General features: G+C 56.1%; 12 protein-coding genes and 2 tRNA genes. 5 read left to right on the top strand and 9 right to left on the bottom strand.

Annotated features, from left to right (window positions below; translation table 11 throughout):
- Positions 1–119 precede the first annotated feature (119 nt).
- On the top strand, positions 120–3,221 hold the full coding sequence (locus tag AD944_RS14225; protein ID WP_045542402.1) for a TonB-dependent receptor plug domain-containing protein: 3,102 nt from the start codon (positions 120–122) through the stop codon (positions 3,219–3,221).
- 154 nt (positions 3,222–3,375) lie between these two features.
- Here AD944_RS14225 and AD944_RS14220 read toward each other — a convergent pair whose 3' ends face one another.
- Entirely contained in the window at positions 3,376–4,233 is an 858-nt protein-coding gene (locus AD944_RS14220; protein ID WP_045542429.1) for an aldo/keto reductase, read from the bottom strand.
- Between the two features lie 313 nt (positions 4,234–4,546).
- Here AD944_RS14220 and AD944_RS14215 point away from each other — a divergent pair, with 313 nt between their 5' ends.
- Positions 4,547–4,993, top strand: coding sequence for a DNA polymerase III subunit chi (locus AD944_RS14215; RefSeq protein WP_045542403.1), 447 nt, complete (start codon positions 4,547–4,549; stop codon positions 4,991–4,993).
- A 7-nt stretch (positions 4,994–5,000) separates the two neighbouring features.
- On the opposite strand, the gene AD944_RS14210 is transcribed toward AD944_RS14215, so the two are convergent.
- The 7 genes from AD944_RS14210 to AD944_RS14180 all read right to left on the bottom strand — a co-directional run bounded on the left by AD944_RS14210 (position 5,001) and on the right by AD944_RS14180 (position 11,344).
- A complete protein-coding gene (locus tag AD944_RS14210) occupies positions 5,001–6,779 on the bottom strand; it encodes a M28 family metallopeptidase (RefSeq protein ID WP_082741224.1) in 1,779 nt (592 codons plus the stop codon).
- Positions 6,780–6,860: 81 nt separating this feature from the next.
- Complete coding sequence (locus AD944_RS14205) at positions 6,861–8,621, bottom strand: glycosyltransferase family 2 protein (RefSeq protein ID WP_045542404.1); 1,761 nt, start codon at positions 8,619–8,621, stop codon at positions 6,861–6,863.
- 128 nt (positions 8,622–8,749) lie between these two features.
- Positions 8,750–8,826: transfer RNA gene (locus AD944_RS14200), tRNA-Arg, on the bottom strand.
- Between the two features lie 38 nt (positions 8,827–8,864).
- On the bottom strand, positions 8,865–9,170 hold the full coding sequence (locus AD944_RS14195; protein ID WP_045542431.1) for an ETC complex I subunit: 306 nt from the start codon (positions 9,168–9,170) through the stop codon (positions 8,865–8,867).
- A 22-nt stretch (positions 9,171–9,192) separates the two neighbouring features.
- A tRNA-Pro gene (locus AD944_RS14190) sits at positions 9,193–9,269 on the bottom strand.
- 57 nt (positions 9,270–9,326) lie between these two features.
- Positions 9,327–9,812: a xanthine phosphoribosyltransferase gene (gene gpt, locus AD944_RS14185; protein ID WP_035379430.1), complete on the bottom strand. Its 486-nt coding sequence runs from the start codon at positions 9,810–9,812 to the stop codon at positions 9,327–9,329.
- Positions 9,813–9,931: 119 nt separating this feature from the next.
- Entirely contained in the window at positions 9,932–11,344 is a 1,413-nt protein-coding gene (locus AD944_RS14180) for a glycosyltransferase family 4 protein (protein WP_045542405.1), read from the bottom strand.
- A 217-nt stretch (positions 11,345–11,561) separates the two neighbouring features.
- On the opposite strand from AD944_RS14180, the gene AD944_RS14175 reads away from it, so the two are divergent.
- From AD944_RS14175 to upp, 3 genes are all read left to right on the top strand, one after another.
- On the top strand, positions 11,562–12,632 hold the full coding sequence (locus tag AD944_RS14175; RefSeq protein WP_045542406.1) for an NAD(P)H-dependent flavin oxidoreductase: 1,071 nt from the start codon (positions 11,562–11,564) through the stop codon (positions 12,630–12,632).
- 102 nt (positions 12,633–12,734) lie between these two features.
- Positions 12,735–12,992: a hypothetical protein gene (locus AD944_RS14170; RefSeq protein WP_035379510.1), complete on the top strand. Its 258-nt coding sequence runs from the start codon at positions 12,735–12,737 to the stop codon at positions 12,990–12,992.
- Positions 12,993–13,172: 180 nt separating this feature from the next.
- Positions 13,173–13,826: a uracil phosphoribosyltransferase gene (gene upp, locus AD944_RS14165; protein ID WP_035379434.1), complete on the top strand. Its 654-nt coding sequence runs from the start codon at positions 13,173–13,175 to the stop codon at positions 13,824–13,826.
- Positions 13,827–13,894: 68 nt separating this feature from the next.
- Here upp and AD944_RS14160 read toward each other — a convergent pair whose 3' ends face one another.
- Positions 13,895–15,007 carry a PQQ-dependent sugar dehydrogenase gene (locus AD944_RS14160; protein WP_045542407.1) on the bottom strand — a complete coding sequence of 371 codons (1,113 nt, stop codon included), beginning with the start codon at positions 15,005–15,007 and terminating at the stop codon, positions 13,895–13,897.
- Between the last annotated feature and the right edge of the window lie 107 nt (positions 15,008–15,114).

Here is a 15,114-nt window from a genome sequence, read left to right as displayed (position 1 = left end):
ACCCATAGAAAAAATACAGTATTCTTTCTCCATAATATTATATGGCTCGTTCTCAATGTGCAAAAAAAAACAACTCAACAGCGTATTAAGCTAATTACGAGCTCCGGAGAGCAGAATATATGGGCGCACACCCTCTGAACCTGGAGATACCCCGCGGTCTCTACAGTAAAAAGCTATTCCTGCTGACTGTTTCAGCCATGAGCAGCTTTGTGTTTTCTGCCGCCCATGCCCAGACAGTCAGCGCACCCGCTTCCGCGCCAACGGCCCAGCCCGCGCCGAGCAAAAAAGCCCGTGCAGCCACTAAGGCAAAGACAACACCCGCCACCACAGCCACAACGGCTCCTGCCGCTGCTCCGGCACAAAGCAACGCACGCGCAACCATTGCCAAAGCAAAGTCCATCAAGGCACCAGAACCCGAACAGGAAAATGTAACCGTTGTGGGCTCCCTATTCCGGGACCCCAACCTGAAAGGCATGATTCCCATCACGCGCATTTCCCAGCAGGACATGCAGCGCCGTGGTTTTGCCAACGTAACAGATGCCTTGCAGTCCCTCTCCTCCAACGGTTCAGGCACGCTCACAAACTCCTTTTCGGCCAACGGCGCCTTTGCTGGTGGGGCCTCCGCCCCCTCCCTGCGTGGCCTTTCAACCGATTCAACTCTGGTGCTGATGGACGGCATGCGCCTGTCCTACTATCCGCTTTCTGATGATGGAGAGCGGAACTTTGTTGATACCAACTGGATGCCCTCGTCCATCATGGAAACAGTGGACACCATGGAAGACGCAGGCTCCGCTCTTTATGGTGCGGATGCTGTGGCAGGGGTGATCAACTATGTCACCCGTAAACAGATCAAAGGGTTTGAAGGCAACGCGGAAGGCGGCCTAACACAGGGCGGCTATGGCGGGCACCAGAAACTGTATGCCACCTACGGCGTAGGTGATCTGCATAGTGATGGCTACAATTTCTACGTGAACTCCGAATACCAGCAGGATGATGCCATTTATAACCGGCAGCTCAACTATCCTTTCAACACCAGTGATCTTTCCGGGCTAGGCGGCATTAACGGTATTACCAACGTATCAGACGGTGCTGGCGGCATTTCCAACTTTGCCGCAACACCCGTGGCCCTTATACGCCCCAGCGATGGCGAGAGAGGTGGTACCGGCCCCTGGCAGCTTCTCAATCAGGCAGCAGGCTGCGGTAAATATGGTTCTGTGGTAACAGGCTCCGTGGCTGGCGCATCTGGCACCAGCCAGGCGTGCTCACAGGATCTCGCCAAAGATTATTATCAGGTTTCCCCATCCCTGCGCCGTATCAGTGCAACTGCGCATCTGACTGTAAACGTGTCACAGCGCTCGCAGCTCACCGCGATGTTCACATACTCACAGGCCCTCTCCCAATATACGGGAACGCCGTATAACGCCCGTGCCTATTCTCAATCGCGCAATGCCGATACGTACAGCACGCCGTTGCCCGCGTATCTCCCCAACGGAGAACCCAACCCCAACAACCCATTGGGAGAAGATGCACAGGTTTACTACAAGTTTGGTGATCTGACGCCAGCAACAAGCCAGTTCAGCCAGAACTTCCGTGGCGCCCTGCGCTACACCGGTTCAGCCGCCTCTCACTGGGGGTCTGACTGGAACTGGGATGTCAATTTCACGGGCATGAACACCCTGCTTCAGCAGACCATTACTGGTGTGCCGACCATTGCCGGGCTGAAGAATGCCATCATCAACGGAACCTACAATTTTGTTGATCCTTCCCAGAACAGTGAAGCAGTTCTGAACTCCATCGCACCCAAAAATGTCATGAACGCCCGTTCTCAGGAATATTCGGGTGACATGCATGTCACCAAAGGGCTGTTCCATCTGCCAGGCGGCATGGCCAACCTGGCCATTGGCGGCAATATCCGGTGGGAAGCCCTGAACGACCCAAGTGCAAACCCCTATGACCGCAACAACCCGGATGCGCAGTGGACAGGCTACATCAACCCCTTCAATGCACAAGGCAGCCGCTGGGTAGAATCTGGCTACTGGGAACTGGGGCTTCCTTTCCACAAAATGGTAACGGCCGACATCTCCGGCCGGTATGATCATTACGCGCAAGGCGCAGGTTTTGGCCGCTATTCTCCCAAAGCATCGCTTAGTGTAACGCCGGTGCAGGAATTCACACTACGCGGCACATTCTCCCGCGGGTTCCGCGTGCCCAGCTTTGCGGAAACCAATGGTATGAACGTGGCCTACACCACGTACAACATCACCAACCAGAACTTCATCAACCAGCATCTGAACGCCAATGGCACGCCCAACAGCTATGCTCAGGCGTATTATCTAGGGCAGAACACCGCAGGCAACCCGGACCTAAAGCCTGAAATTTCCACCAACTTTACGGGCGATGCCCTCATCCGCCCGACCAAATGGTTGAACCTGACTTTTGGTTACTACTACATCAAGAAGAACCGCTACATTGCCGCCAATCCTCTGGGGGCTTCCACAATCGCCAACGCCTGGCTTGCTGGGGGTGATGCCGCTCTGCCCAGTGGCGTAAGCGTAACATCGGACCAGATTGATACCCAGAACCCCGGAGGGCAGCTTCGCCCCTATATGGTGAACCTTGGCTATGTGAACACCAAAAGCCTGATGACAGATGGTGTGGACTTCAAAATCAACGCCAACACCCGTCTGCCCGGCGTCCTGCGCAATATCCGGCTGATCAGCATTGGTCAGGCCACGTATGTTCACTCTTTCAACTTGACCATGCCTAATGGGCAGGTACAGCACTGGGCTGGCACACTGGCCCCGTACAACGCCGTTGCCGCCTCTGGCACGCCGCGCTGGCGTGCAAACTGGTCCAACACGTTTATCTGGAAGAACCTGGCCGTTACACCGACTGTGTATTACACCAGCGGTTACAAGAATGTTGCTGAAGACACCAACGGTCCCGGCACCCGCAGTTGCTCGGATAGCGCCAATCTGCTGGCCGGGAGTGCCGCTGCCCCCACAACACAGTGCCATATTCGCAACTGGTGGGATGTTGACCTGAACGTGAGCTACAACATCAACCAGAAATGGCGCCTCTATGCCACGGTTTACAACCTGCTCGGGTTCCGCTCCCCGTACGATTTCGGGACTTACGGTTCCTACCTCTACAACTCTTCCTGGTCTCAGAAAGGGGCTGTTGTTCGTTCCTTCCAGTTTGGTGTGAACGTCACCCTGTAATCCTGGCAGCACGGTTTATCGCTCATGGCTAAGCCTGAACCGTGCTTTCTTCAAACCGGATTTCGGCAAAAGCCCACTTCATAAAAGAAGTGGGCTTTTGTTTTACGTCCACTCACTCCAAGGGAAAGCGTGATCTCCCCTTGCACTCTTCCTCTCAGATCATTTCCAGAGAGACCTTCTTTTCTGGGGGCATAAAAGCACGGTCCAGTTCAGCCAGATCCGCATCGTTTAGCGTGATCTCCTGTGCGGCAATGTTCTGTTTCAGATGATCAATGGAACCAGCTTTGGGAATGGCAATCATGTTGCGCTGACGCAGCACCCATGCCAGTGCAATCTGCGCTGCGGTTGCCGGGCCGGTTGAAGTCTTGTGGCGGCTGGCCACCACTTTAAGCGCCTTGTTCTGCAACAGCGCCCCGCCCTGCCCAATGGGCGAGTACGCCATTGTCACAATATTGCGGTATCTGTCAGCATCCAGCAGGTCATACTCAACCCCGCGATGTTCCAGACTGTATAAAATCTGGTTCACCTGACATTCTCCTGGCTGCACATAATTTTCCAGTTCCAGAATGTCTTCCACGTCAAAGTTTGAGACACCCCAGTTACGGATCAGCCCTTCCTGCTTCAGTTTGCGAAAACCCTGCACCGTTTCAGCAAGCGGTACGCCACCCCGCCAATGCAGCAGGTAAAGATCAATCCAGTCCGTTCCCAACCGCCGCAGGGAATTACGGCAGGCCTTGGCCACACCATCTTCCGATGCATTGGAAGGCAGCACCTTTGTCACCAGAAAAACCTTGTCACGCTCCCGATAAATGGCCTCGCCAACCAGACTTTCAGAGCGGCCATTTCCATACATTTCAGCGGTATCCACCAGCTTCAGTCCGGCCTCGACCCCATATTGAAGACTGGCCATTTCTGCGCGCCTGCGCTCTGCGTCCCCCTCCCCCATATTCCACGTGCCCATGCCCAGTGTGGGCAAAACAGTGCCATCGACCAGCGTGACTGTCTTTTGCATGGTGTTCTGTTGTCCTTCCTCACGTGATCCGCGCAGATCACTCTTACTTTCTTGCACCGCATCAAACACCACCAGACAACCTCCGCCATGAGGCTAGCCTGAGGGATATGGACGGCGTGATCTGCGCCTTCTCATCTTTCATTTCATGGTATGCCAGCGCAGACGGAAAAAGATCGTTCCCCAAAGGGAGGCTCGCATGTGCCCCACACATGGAAGAAAGCAGCCCTGACCAGCAGGGCACAACGCACACCCCCTTCTGCCAGCCCGAAGGCTTGCTATACTCCTTCGGCCAGAGCACAGGACAATCGGGATTATGACGCAGATCGGCTTTTACCACCTTACCCGCACCAGCGTGACAGAAGCCCTGCCGCAGCTTCTTTCCCGCACGCTGGCCAGCGGCCAAAAGGCTGCGGTGTGGTGCACGAGCAAAGCCCTGCTGGATGATGTGGATAAAGCACTATGGAAAGTTTCTGACCCCACATGGCTGCCCCATGGCAGCAAGGGCGTGCTTTTACCCGAGCGTCAGCCCATCTGGCTGACCACGGAAGAGGACACCCCGAACAACGCCCCTTTCCTGTTTCTGCTGGAAAGCCGCGCCTGTGAGAACTGTGCACAGTTTGAACGGATTTTTGATCTGTTTGACGGTCATGATGAGCAGGCCGTCGCTGCGGCCCGCACCCGCTGGTCCAGCCTGAAAACCGCAGGCCATGAGCTGGCCTACTGGCGGCAGGAAGACAAAGGCTGGAAACGGGCGCGCTAGAGGGCCGTTAGTCCCTACGCATGGCCCGGCTGGCATCACGAATACCCGCAAATTCGGAAGTCTCTTTCCAGTGCGGCCATTTTTGCGAAAAAGCCAGATCATGTCCTACGCGATACAGCAGTGCCACATCCTCCGCTGCACCACGCACATCCCATGTGCGGCTCCACGCATCACAGGCCTGATGGTAGCAGGCCATATATCCCTCCAGCCACGCCTTGCCTGCGGGCACGCCCCCTTTGAGCAGATCAGGGTAGCCAGCCATATCCATCATGGCCACCACAGGCACCCCGGCCCGCGCAAATGGCAGATGGTCCGCCCGATAGAACGCACCACGTTCCGGCATGGCTTCCGGTTTCATGGTACGCCCCTGCCGCCGCGCTGCCGCAGCCACATCCTCCTGAACCGTATTCTGCCCAGCTCCCACCATGAACGCAGTGCGGGATGGTCCGGCCATCTGCAACACATCCATTGTAAAATTAGCTGCCGTTTTCTCAAGAGACACCAAGGGGTGCGCCGCATACCAGACTGAGCCCAGCAGCCCGCGTTCCTCGGCAGTCCATGCTGCAAACACCACCGTACGCTCGGGTGCAGGGCCAGCTTTAAACGCGCGTGCTATTTCCAGAACGCCCGCAATGCCGGAACCATCATCAATCGCGCCACGCCGCATTACCATCTGCCCCTGCGCGTTGGTGCTTGTGCCGAAGGCATCCCAATGCGCCCCAAACATCACGCTTTGATCGGGCTTTTTCGTGCCGGTTATTTTCGCCAGCACATTCTGGCTTTTCAGGTTTGCCGTCTGCACCGGCGCTTTGAGAGAAAATGCGGCATTTTTTAACGTAACAGGCGCAAAACTGGTTTGACGTGCCTTGACCCGTTCTTCCGCCAGATCAAGCCCCGCTGCCGAAAAAAGCCGTGTTGCGGCATCGCCTGAAATCCAGCCCTGCATCAACACGGTCTGATCCTTGCCATTGCGCACAATGTCAAAGGATTCCCCTCCGGCTGCAATAACCGTCTGCCAACCGTAGGAGGCACCGGGCGTGTCATGCACAATCAGCGCCCCTATGGCACCTCTGCGCGCTGCTTCCTCATATTTGTAGGTCCAGCGGCCATAATAGGTCATGGCCCGCCCGGCAAAACGACCATAGGCGGCATCTTGCTGAGTCGCTTCAAAATCAGGATCATTGATCAGAAAAACGGCAATCTTGCCTTTCAGATCAACACCTTTGAAATCATCCCATCCCCGTTCCGGCGCATGCACGCCATAGCCCACAAACACCATGGGCACATTGGCAATCTCAATCTGTTTGACCGGGCGGACGGTGGAAAAATAGAGATCCTTATTCTGCTGAAGAGTAAGTGCCTGATTAGGGAAACTCACCTTTGCAACAGAGGGTTTTCCAACCCGTGTGCGCAGCAACGGTACGGTTTGTATCCAGCCACCATTTTCTCCCGCAGGTTCCAACCCTATTTTCTGATACTGCTCAATCAGCCATGCAACAGTCCGTTCCTCTCCCTGCGTGCCGGGCGCACGCCCTTCAAAGGCATCAGACGCCAGAACGCGCATGACATCAGACATCCTCTGAGGATCAATTGGCGCATAGACAGAGGATGAAACATCCTGCACGGGGGCAGCCAGCCCCTGCGGGACAACACTACTGGCCCACACGGCAAGGCCAGCGGCCAGATACACGCCTGCACCACCACGCCGTTTCCGATGATGGACTTTTTGCCGGCGGGCTGTTTGACCGTCCACAGTGCACTCTATTCCAGCCGCGCTTCTCATCATGCCGACCCTCAGTTCTTTTTCAGATGAAATAATGCCTCAGATAAAATGAACCGTAGCATGCCCCAGCAGGATACGGGCCACCTACGCTTTCTTCTGCATGTAAACACTCCGCCAGAATTCCTCCGAGCACAAGGCTCTGGCGTTTTTTCCATAATCCTTGGAGAGCACCCCATACCGCACTGTAAACCACAGCGCTTGCCACGCAAAAGCACAGAGTTTTTCCAGAAAAATTTTTCTATCCAGTCGTGCCTCAAACACGTTCTGGGTCTCGTATTTTCGGTACACAACCTGCCTGCGTAAAAAAACGGACGACAACAGCCCCGGCGTATATTCTCCCACGTACGCTGGTATCTTGCGCATCAGAACATCTGGCAACAGGTGACCATTCAACGTTACTGCTCTGAGCAGTTTCCGAAATTTCATCTCAGGTGCCGCTTTTTCAAGAAAAGGATGATCCCTGAAATAAGCGGCATCTTCTCCGTGGCTTTGTTCGTGCTCAATCTCTTTCAGGCTGGGCGGATATGTCAGCGTCTGCCGCCAGAACGAAACCCCTTTGCTGACATCCCGCAACGCCAGCGTAATGGCATGTGCGCTCTGATACCGGTAAGAAAGCGCGCACCACAAAAAACTGGCGGAAAGCAGTTTAAGCGCTGCCGTCCAAGTGCCGCCGCCTTCCATAAGAAACACGGCCAAAGAGGCCCGAAACCCAAGATACCGCGTGTGGGCCGTTTCCTTTGAAAGGAAATGTTCTGAAAAACAGGCAATGCCATTCAGCGTAAACACGTTGAAGCGGTTGATAAGCCCGAACAGAGCATCATCCCCGCGTACAAAAAATGGAAATGGGTAATAGTCTATCGCGTCCAGCCGGAAAGCGAAAAACCACCATCCTCCATAAACCGGGCTTCCCTTCTCCGTTTCCAGCGCAAGCAAAGACGCAGCCGAACGGATCTCTTCATTCTGGTGCAGGGGACGAAACAGCCCCTGATGGAACTCAGCGCCTTTTTCCTGCACCAGCCATGGTTTTTGGGCGTCCAGCAGAACCCCCGCCAGGCCGATCTTGGGATCAGGACTGTATGAGAGCACGGCATACGCACGCTTGATGGATTCCACCTCGCACGAGATATCATCGTCCATGAACAGGCAGTGCGTGTAGTGTTTCTGATCTTTCAAATACAGAAGCCCACGTGCAAAGCCGCCACTCCCCCCGTAATTCTGGTTAGGGATGAGCTGCGCACCTTCCACTGTCGCTGGGTCCAGTGTGTTCGAATTATCAACAACAATAAAATCAATATGCTGTTGATCCTGGGGGGCAGACAGCAAGGCTTTTCGCACGCGTGCAATGGAGCGGGTAACATAAGCAACCCGATTGAAATGCGTAATCACCACGCCCAGTTTGGGCTGCATCAAGGGGGAAGCATCCGTGGCAAAGCACAGTTGCTCCACAACAGCCTGCCTTTTCCCTTTCAGGCGCAGAAACAGCATCCCCTCCGCCACACGCGGCCATGCAGTAATGGCAAACTCATGGGTGCGGGTTTGTGTCTCATCAAAAGTGTAGGTTTGCAGGCAGGAGGAAGCGCCCTCTGCCGCATGGTGCCAGAGTTCCAGCGTAAACTGCCCTCTACCCCGCACCTTTAGAAAAAGGCTGCTGATGCTGCCAAGACTTTTCCACTTCTCGACAGAAAAGCCATTATAAAACGTATCGGCTGAAAGCGGCAGATCATCCGGCAGTACAAAACCAGCTCCAGCGAGATCGGGTTCTGGCATTCCACCGCGAAAATACATCTCCGCGCAATGCTCAATCTCTGCTTCAGGACGAATAAGACTATGCAGAACAGTGAGCATAAAAACGCCAATCCCCTCAATCAGAACGCCTGCCGACGTACAGAAACAGGCCCGTGTTTACCACACAGCCTGAGACCCTGCTTGAAAAAGCACACAGCCAAGATTTTGAGAAAGAGGAAAGAGAGAACTGGCGCGCCCTGCTGGATTCGAACCAGCGACCCACAGCTTAGAAGGCTGTTGCTCTATCCAACTGAGCTAAGGGCGCGTGATGTTCGTTCCGGATACCGAGGAATACCCAGAAAATCAATGGGTCCAGTTCTGAATCCGATTGGATGCAAAATTATCTGAATAGACTTTGGGAACACGGATGCGCTCAGCAGGTTTTTCAACCTCAAAGGCAATATGTTTGCGCTGTGCGTACGCCACAGCTTCTTCACAACTGGAAAAATACAACCGCAGTTGGGCGCGCGTGTCACTGCTGCCTGTCCACCCCATCAGGCTGTCCTGATGTCGTGGGGCGCTCTGCCCATATTCAAACACCCAATCCTGCGTGCCTGCCAGTCCTGACTGACCCGCTGGCTTAGGCTGCCTGTAAATCCGTGCCGGCATCACAATGCCTCCAGATGTTATATGGTCGGGGCGCCCGGACTCGAACCGGGGGCCTCTTGTACCCAAAACAAGCGCGCTACCAGGCTGCGCCACGCCCCGAATGCAGCGGAACCTAAGCGGCATTCTTCCGGCTGGCAAGCCCATAACGGTAAAAAATCAGCTATCGCTTTCAATCGGCTTGCTGGCCAGCGGCGGCACGAACAGCGGCGCGGTATCCCACGGGAACAAAACCCAGGTTTCCTGCGGCACTTCCACCACAAACCGGTCAGTCAGCGCTTTACCGGCAGGTTTGGCATACAGGCAGGCAAAATAGGCCTTGGGCAGGCGTTCACGCACAACACGCGCCGTAACACCAGAATCTACCAGATCATCAATTACCAGAAAGCCTTCACCATCCCCGGCGGCTTCCGGTGATTTGATGATACGCGGCTCACCGCGCTCTTCCTCATCATACGTCACCACGGAAATGGTTTCCACAAGGCGGCAGTTCAGTTCACGCGCGATAATGGCAGCCGGAATCAGCCCACCACGCGTTACGGCCACAATGCCTTTGATCGGCATGTTCGCCACAAGCTCTTCAGCCAGCAGGCGAGCATCCCGATGCAATTGATCCCACGTGACAGTCGCGTAATTTACGGCCATCTGGCGCTTCTTCCCTACTCAATATCAATCGTGACCAAGATGATCCCGGTCCGTCCGCGGTCCTTCTGCCACTACTGGCGGCTTTGCTGCAAACCCGTTTCCGGGATGTTGCGCGTTTTTTATGCCAGCAATGCCTGTTTCAACACACCAACGGCTTTGCTCCACGGCACCGGACGGAAGCTGGCCCGAATGGCGTCTTCCTGCTCCTTCAGCGCCTGCGGATCATCCAGCCAGCAGGTGATGCGGGCCAGAAGATCCGTGCCGTTATCCGGGTCAAACGCCTCCGCCAGGCCCCCTCCGGCTTCCGGCAGGGAGGAACGGTCAGAGATAAGGCAGGCTTTGCCGCACGCCAGACTTTCTGTCACAGGTAGCCCCCATCCCTCATAAAAAGAGGGGAAAACCGTAAACAGGCAGTTCTGATAGAGATGGGCCATCAGGGTATCCGAGGGTGCATCTATCCACACAACATGTCCATTCAGCCAGGCGCTATTACGGATCTGCTGCATGAGATCATCCACCAGCCAGCCTTGGCAGCCCGCCAGCACCAGTTTGGGCACTGCTCCAGCCGGGCGTGCCTGCAACAGCCTCCGCCATGTCCGAAACAGAACCGCATGATTTTTCCGTGCTTCCAGCGTGCCTACACACAGCACATAGTTCCCCAACGCGGAGACAAGACGGGCCTCTTCCACCGCACGCGGCGCGGCATCCGCCACAAAGCCGCTGCCCATGGGCAATGTGACAACAGGCGCGCTCAGGGGTTGGCTGTGCTGGGCCGCATAGGCGAGAACATCCTGCCGCGTGGCCTCGGAGTTCGCAAAAATCACATCACATTCCGGCAGAACAGCCCCGTACCAGCGGCGGAAAACAGCAGGTAGACCAGGGCGACACCACTCCGGCCACAACAAGGGTACCAGATCATGCACCAAAACTGCGGCTCTTACCCCATAACGCTGTTTGATGCTGTGCAGGAGGGCACCATAGCTTGCATGTGTCCAGGAAGCGCCAAGTGTCAGCACAACATCGCCCGCCTGAGGGGCAAATGCAGCGCCTGCTTCCGCCGCACCGCGCCGCCGGTTGCGCCATTCAGCCTGCGCCACATCCTTGACAAACGCGCCAGAGGCCTGCCCTAGCGCACCCAAGCTCAGCCCCGCCGCCAACAGGCTGCGCACAACCTGCCCGGCAGGAACGCGCAGCGAAGTCGGCACACTTTGAGCCAGACGTCGCACACGGGAAGCCTGCCCCCCACCCGGTTCCGCACTCGCGGTTCTCACCTGTCCCGTCTGCTGCGCTGCCGCGCCGCCCGCCAGATGGGCGCTGAGCGCTTCTACCTGCTCCCACGCTACGGGCACAAAATCCGTGCCTGTAGGCGTGTGCCGCACGAACCGAATGGCAGGCCATATCTGGGCGTCATTCCGCAGGGCGTGGCAGATTTCCAGAACCACGCGCTGAATGCCGCTGGGGCGCGTGGCGGTGCGGGCATACACAAACAGGTCTTCCACATCTATCCAGATGCGCACCGGCTCCTGCTGCATGAAACGCGCTCCTTATACTTTAGTGCGCCAGGGTCATTCTGCCCGGGCGCCAGTTCGGTTATTCTGACGATATGCCCTGCCTCAAGCCATACCGTCCGGATGGCAGGAATAAAAGCGGCACGTTCCAAGGAAGACCGGGCCCTGAAAACACCGGGAACATTTGGCAACATCATGGCGTTGTAATAGATGTATCTATTACACATCTTATGAGCCTCACATGATCCCTGAGATTTCCAACCTTCTTACGCCGGGTTTTCCCGTCATTCAGGCCCCTATGGCAGGGGTTTCAGACAGTTCCGTGGTCATCAAGGCAACGCAGGCCGGTTTTCTGGGGGCGTTGGGGGCAGGCATGATGGAGCCTGAAACCATACAAAAGGAGAGCCGCAACATCCGGGCCGCCACTTCCGCCCCTTTCTGCATTAACCTGTTTGTGCTGGAAGAGCCTTCCTCCACCGCGCCAGATCTGGCTCCGCTGACATGGCTGACCGATCTTTACGCGTGGCACAACATCCCTTTTTCCGTTCCCGAAAAATGCGCGCCGTCCTTTCCGGCCCAGTTTGAAGCCGTTCTGGCCGAAGCCCCTGCGGTGCTAAGCTGCACATTTGGCCAGCTTTCCAAAGATCAGATAGCGGCCTGCCATGCCCGCAATATTGCCGTTGTGGGCACAGCCACCAGCACGCCAGAAGCACTGGCATGGGCGGATGCCGGGGCAGATGCCGTTTGCGCGCAGGGTATTGAGGCGGGAGGCCACAGAGGCAGTTTTCTGACCGCGCAAGATCAGGGCATGGGGCTTCTGCCCCTCCTTCAGGAAATCCGGTCTGCTGTCTCGCTACCCCTTATTGCGGCAGGCGGCATTGCCACAGGGAGCGCCATACTGGCCGTGCTGGCTCTTGGCGCATGTGCCGCCCAGATGGGAACAGCCTTGCTGCCCAGCACCGACCTCTCCCTACCTTCTCCCTATCGCAAGGCCTTGCTCAACAAGCCCTTTGGCACCGATACGGAACTGACAAATGCTTTTTCAGGCCGGTATGCCCGTGGTTTGCAAAATGAGTTTCTGAGAACCAGCAGAGGCAAGGCAACCCTGCCCTATCCCATACAGAATGCGCTTACCCAACCACTGCGCAAGGTGTCTGCTCAAACGGATGGTGAGCACCTTTCCCTCTGGGCTGGGCAAGCCGTGCATCTGGGCCGAGACATAAGTCTGGCCGCGCTAGCAGAGACGCTGAAAAAAGAACTGCTGGACGCTAGTCAAACACTGAAAAAACAATGGCTTTCTGCTTTGTCATGAAACGTCTTTCAACAAATACCCGTTATAGACGGTGAGACTTGACTGATGAGAAGCAGAGTGGCCGGAAGAGTCACCTGATACTAGCGGAACAAGGAAAAAACCATGAGAGCGATCTCAAAAAATGTCGCAACCGCTGCCATTCTGACAGCACTGATAGCCCTTGCTGGGTGTGGAGACCGTTATAACACCGGCGCACGCGCAGGCTCTGGCGCGCTGATTGGCGCAGGGGGTGGCGCCGCTATTGGGGCCATTGCTGGAGGCGGCGGTGGGGCCGCAGTTGGCGCATTGGCAGGCGGTGCCACTGGCGCGGCTGTGGGGGCAGCCACCACACCTCAGAGGCCCTCGCACCGCCATCGCTAAGGGACGATTCGTCAGCTTTTGATCGTCTGACAAAGGAAAACGTGAGGCTGTATGGGCAGGACAAAAAGAACCACCCATACAGTCTTTTCTTTATCGAAACGGGTACATGGGGAAGTTTTGCCCCTGTACGCGGCTTTTCTGCCATAGCTTCCACCCGCATCTGCGGGTAAAAGAGCGGGCATGACAACACAGCCTTCTCCCTTTGCGTCCTCCCCTATTGTGTTGGACCATCCTCTCATCCGGCATAAACTCACCCGCCTCCGGAAGGTGGAAACCTCAACGGCAGGATTCCGTCGTCTGGTGCGGGAACTCAGCCTGCTGATGTGCTATGAAGCCACGCGGGACCTGCCCATGGAGCCGGTGGAAATCACCACCCCGCTTGAAACCATGCAGGCAGAACAGCTTGCAGGCCCGGATGTGTGCTTCATTTCTATTCTGCGGGCTGGCAATGGGCTGCTGGATGGCATGCTTGATCTGGTGCCGTTTGCCCCGGTTGGTCATATCGGCCTGTACCGTGACCCTGAATCACTGGAAGCGGTGGAATACTACCTCAAACTGCCCAGCCAGATTTCCTCCCGCCGGTGCGTGGTGGTGGACCCTATGCTGGCCACTGGCCATAGTGCGGCCGCAGCCCTCACCCGCCTGAAGGAAAAAGGGGCAAAACGGCTGCTGTTTGTCTGCCTGCTTTCCACCCCTGAAGGCATAGCCTGCCTGAAGGAGCACCACCCGGATGTGCCGGTTATTACCTGCGCCATAGACCGCGGGCTGGACGAACACGGTTATATCCGCCCCGGTCTGGGGGATGCTGGAGACCGCCTGTTCGGCACCAAATAAGACGTAACGGCTTCTCCGCCTTTCGGTCTGCAATGGGGCCAAGGCGGAGTATCCGAAAGGGTGGCCGCCTACTGGTGTGGCCCATATGTCAGCCGATACACTGCCCCTGCCTTATCATCACTGATCAGCAGACTGCCATCAGGCAATGGCTGAACATCGGCTGGCCGCCCCCATGACCGTTCATTCTTCTGAAAACCGCTGACAATAGTTTGCGGAGCCAGTGGATTACCATCTTTCCCGAATGGAACGGCAACAACCTGATACCCGGCAAGTTTGCTTCTGTTCCAAGATCCGTGCTCGGCTATAAAAAGCGCCCCTTTGTAAACAGAGGGAAACTGCGTTCCTTCATAAAACCGCAGCCCCAGTGCAGCCACATGAGCCCCCAGATTAACAGCGGGCGGCGTAAATTCTGAGCAGGCGTGCTTTCCGCCAAACTCAGGGTCAGGCACATCCCCCTGATGGCAGAAAGGGTATCCAAAAGACTGATCCGGGGTTGTTACCGTGTTCAGTTCATCGGATGGCGTGTCATCCCCCATCATGTCGCGCCCATTATCTGTAAACCATAACGCCTGTGTTTCTGGCCGCCAGGTGAAACCGACTGTGTTGCGGATGCCGTAAGCCACATCCTTCTGGTCCGTTCCATCGGGCTTCATGCTCATGAGCCGGCCAAACTGACGCCCCACATTACAGATATTGCACGGTGCCCCGATTGGCACATACAGCCGGTTATCCGGCCCAAAGGCTATGAATTTCCAGGAATGGTCCCCTTCCTCATACGGAAGATTATCCACCGCCACCTGTGGCTCTGGCGGACTATCCAGATGGTTCTCTATATCGTGCAGCACCAGAATATGAGTGATGTCAGACACATACAGGTCTCCATCATGAAACGCGACGCCCGCAGGCATACTCAGGCCGGACGCAATGGTCCGTATCTGGGTTGCTTTTCCATCCTTAAAACCGGAAAGCGCGTAAACTTTCCCTGCTGTCATGGACCCGACAAAAACCGTTCCATGTGCGCCTAAAGCCATTTCACGCGCACTTGGCACAGGAGCCGCATAGACGGAGATGTGAAAACCGGACGGCACTTCCAACCGCTCTACAGGGGGAGCCGCATGTGCCGTGGCCAATGGCATAAGTCCCATTGCACCGCACACCAAGCCTAGCCAGACAGACCGCATCCCTCTTTCTCCTCAGTCAGAAAAATGATGTTAGGATCTTGCTACTCTGAAAAACCTTTCAACACGCAACAACGGCAACGCAGAAGCGGAAAAAGAGTACACGTAAA

The sequence above is a fragment of the Acetobacter tropicalis genome (genome assembly GCF_001580915.1).
Lineage (GTDB): Bacteria > Pseudomonadota > Alphaproteobacteria > Acetobacterales > Acetobacteraceae > Acetobacter > Acetobacter tropicalis.
This window is presented reverse-complemented; position numbering and strand designations above follow the sequence as displayed.